Origin of the sequence: Streptomyces chiangmaiensis, from assembly GCF_036281785.1 — a bacterium.
Classification (GTDB): Bacteria; Actinomycetota; Actinomycetes; order Streptomycetales; family Streptomycetaceae; genus Streptomyces; species Streptomyces chiangmaiensis.
Genome location: NZ_JAYWVC010000421.1, coordinates 1 through 3,496, shown reverse-complemented (window position 1 = coordinate 3,496; position 3,496 = coordinate 1). Strand labels below are relative to the sequence as shown.

At 68.0% G+C, this 3,496-nt stretch carries 3 protein-coding genes; 1 reads left to right on the top strand and 2 read right to left on the bottom strand.

What is annotated here, in order from left to right:
- Nucleotides 1–312: 312 nt before the first annotated feature.
- Nucleotides 313–1,506 (bottom strand): NAD(P)/FAD-dependent oxidoreductase, encoded by a 1,194-nt coding sequence (locus VXC91_RS43660; RefSeq protein ID WP_329512900.1) that lies wholly within the window; start codon nt 1,504–1,506, stop codon nt 313–315.
- 330 nt (nt 1,507–1,836) lie between these two features.
- Nucleotides 1,837–2,241 carry a DUF4291 family protein gene (locus VXC91_RS43655; protein ID WP_408057619.1) on the bottom strand — a complete coding sequence of 135 codons (405 nt, stop codon included), beginning with the start codon at nt 2,239–2,241 and terminating at the stop codon, nt 1,837–1,839.
- 172 nt (nt 2,242–2,413) lie between these two features.
- Between VXC91_RS43655 and VXC91_RS43650 the strand changes: the two genes are divergently transcribed.
- Nucleotides 2,414–3,496 (top strand): hypothetical protein (locus tag VXC91_RS43650; RefSeq protein WP_329512899.1); only part of this gene is annotated, 1,083 nt, incomplete at its 3' end.

The window sequence follows — 3,496 nt, the reverse complement described above, 5'->3', positions numbered from 1 at the left end:
CAGCAGGTCGCGGTGGGCGACGAAGGCCTCGGTCGCGGGGTCGGTGACGTGGTCGTTCATGTCGTGCGCTTCACTCTCTGGCGGTCGGCCCACATGCCGGAAGCAGGCCGTGGAAATGTACCCGGTCCGAAGACGGGTTTGTCGGCAGCAGCCTCCCTACCGATCAGGCCATGTGGGGTGGGCGGGCTGGTGGGAATGGCGCTCCGGCGCCCGGCCACGGCACAAGAGACCGCGGCGCTGCGTGCTTGTCACTCCGGCTCGGTCCTTCTGGGGCCGGACCGGTCGGTCCGGTCCCAGAAGGGGACTTGGCGGCTAGGCCGCGCGTCGGGTGCTGGACGGCGTCGTGCGGTGTTCCGGCTGAGGCGTTTCCAAGCGGTCGGTGCTGTCACCGTGGGATGCGCGCGCCTTTCGTGCCCCGGACACCAACTGATTGAGGGTGAACCGGCAGGCGATCTTCTTGACGTTGGCACCGAGCCGCCCGCTGATGTGGAGCGCGTTCACCCTGTCGTTCAGGTAGGAGAACTGGGTGACGCCCTCGTTTCGGCCCAGGCTGAGGCACTGCCCGGCGAACATCAACCGTACGGGAGCGGGCTTTTTCCCGGCGATCCGGCGCAGGATCGTGGTGGCGGCCCCCGGGCCCAGCTGCACGGCGGCCTGGCAGCTCATCCGGAATGGCCGGTCCGTCATCGCCGCCGCGTCCCCAGCGGCGACGATGCACACGTCGTCCAGACTGGTCAGCGTCGTGTCGGTGAGCAGACGGCCTTCGGTGTCGGTGCGCAGCCCGCTGCGGGCGGCCAGGTCCGGGACACGGAATCCCGCGGTCCAGATCGTCACCGCGCTGGGCAGCTCGCGGCCGTCGTCGAGCTGTACGGCGTCGCGTGTCACTTCCGTCACCCGTGCGCGCGGACCTTCGAGGACGGTCACACCCAGCTCGGCGAGCCGGCGGGCGACCGGGCGGCGGACCCGGACATGCAGGGAGGGGCCGAGTACGTCGCCGCAGACCAAGGTGACCTTGCGGCCCCCTTCCGCCAGCTCGGCGGCGGTCTCCAGGCCGGTCGGGCCGGCCCCGACCACGGTCACCGGAGCCGTCGCGGGCGTCGCGGCCAGCGCCGACCGCAGTCGTTCCGCCCTCTCGAGGTCTGACACCGAATGAGCGAACTCTGCCGCTCCGGGCACGCCGGGATCGGCGGCGCCGCTGCCCACCGCATAGATGAGGTAGTCGTATGAGACCGGGCCACCGCCCGCCAGCGACACCCGGCGCTCGGCAGCGTCGATCCGGGTCGCGGTGTCGACGACCAGCCGGACGTTCCCGCCCAGGACCTCACCGAAGCCCTCGACCGCGTCATCGGAGCCGGTCACGAGCTGGTGCAGGCGGATCCGCGAGACGAAGTCGGGACGCGGATTGACCAGGGTCACCGACACGCCATCGTGCCGAGCCAGGTGATTGGCCGCCGTCACGCCCCCGTACCCGCCGCCGACCACGACCACCTCGACGTTCCCGTTCATCGTGTCTCCTTCGTGTTATGGACTCGGCATTGAGACACCAGCCGTGCATCCGGTGTAACGGCCCGCGGATGAGACGTAGCGCACATCGGACGCGGCCGAAACGCCGCCCCATTTGCCGCGAGTGGCGTAACGCGGCCCTGACGAGGTCGGGCAGGGACCGGTGAGTCTCGCGGTAGCGGGCGAGTGGGGCCCAGCCCGCTGTATTCGGCCTGACACGGCTCGGTGGTGGCCGCGCGGGCGAACGGCGCTGCGGCCGTGACCGGCATCGGCCACGGTCACCTGCCCGGCAGCCTCCTCTGCGGGGTCGTGTCAGGCCACTCAACCAGCCCGTCATCCCTGTAGGTGGGCAAGGAGTTGGTCTCCAACGGGGTATGGGCGCTCCTGGGGCAGCAGCCGGGCCGCGCAGCCCAGGTTGCCGCCGCTGACGAGGGCATGGATCTCGTGGGCGAGCGGGGTCACGTCGCGGATGGCGACCGTCCACTCGTCGGCGTAGCGTCGTACGGCCTCCCCGGACAGGCCGAGTTGCAGGGACCGGTACGGCAGGGGCTGTAGGTGCAGGTCCCGCTCGGGGTCCCACTGCACGCGAGCGGGCGAACGCTTCAACTGGCGATGCCAGGCCGGCCGGTCGAGATGTACACCGCGGACGTAGCCTGACAGACACGCGTGGCACAGCGCCCACTCGAAGCCGTCACGGCTGATCTCGACAGCGAGGACGGTTTCCTGCCCCGCTTTCACGCCCTAGCCACAGCGGTACATCATCCACAGGAACGACGGCTTGATCCATGTCAAGCCGCGTTGGTAAACCTCTTGGGCCGCTGCTGCCAGGCGACATCCGGCATGTGGCAAGGAGCGTGGGATCGGCGAGGAAGATGTGCACATGGTTGATCATTCTCGTGAGATATCGCCCATGTCACTCGTGGACGACGAGTGGGCGTACGCGCTCTGCGGTGGCATGGCGGCCCGGGAGTGCTTCACCTTCGGGAGCGCCACCGTCGTCATCGGCGATGCCGGGACGCTGATCATCGTGGAAGCCGGGGACGCGCTCGACAGGAGTTGCGTGTGGAACGCCGACGAGGTCCGTCTGCTGGGTCCTGCGCCAACCCCCGTCAGAAAACGGCTCGTGGAAGAGCTCTGGGAGTGGGGCACAGATGACAGTAAGTTGCCCGTTCATCTGACGGTCCGGGACTCGGAAGGCCTTGTGTACCTAGGCACTGGATCCGTGACCCGGGCCGGTACGGTACTCAGTCCAGGCTCCGACGAATACGTCCTCACCGACTGTGCCCTTCGGCTCGCTTCACCGCTGGGCAAGCCCGACTTGGACCGCGTCCGCCCTTCCCTCCCGCCGGCAGATCTCCCGAACCTGGAATGGCTCGGACAGGTGAACGGTGACCGAGTCAGTGCGCTCGAACAATTCATCACCGGCTGGTATCCCGCTGCGTCCGAGACTGCCGAACTACCGCCAGTACAGGCACCTCCCTTGGATCTGCCTGACGGACTGGGGCATTTCTACCGGCTGGCACAGCACCGCCCTCGCTGTTTGGGAGCGCAGAACCGAGTCCTTCCCCTCTCCAAGCTTCAGACCGATCCCAGGGGGGAGATGCTCGTCTTCGGCGAAGAGAACCAGGGAGGTTTCTTCTGGTCGCTGCTGTGGACGCTCGACGGTCCCGAAGCCGATCCGACCGTCTGGTTCCGTGAGTACGACGAACCTCCGATCGCCGAGCAGGAACCTCTCAGCGGTTTCCTCATGCAGTTCTCGCTCTTCGAGGCTTCCATGGGTGCGGAGTACGTGGCTCTGTGCGACCAGGTCACGGAACAGCAGATCGACCAACTCACCGAAGGACTTCTCCCCGTGCCCCTGCGGCAGTTCTGTCCTGCCTTCCCCACGCGCTTCTACGTGGGTCCAGGACTTGTTCTGCAGGTCTCCGACGAGCGCGGTGACGCCGGTTTCAGTGTCTGGGCCGGCGCAACCCACCGCACCGCTCTCGCCCCA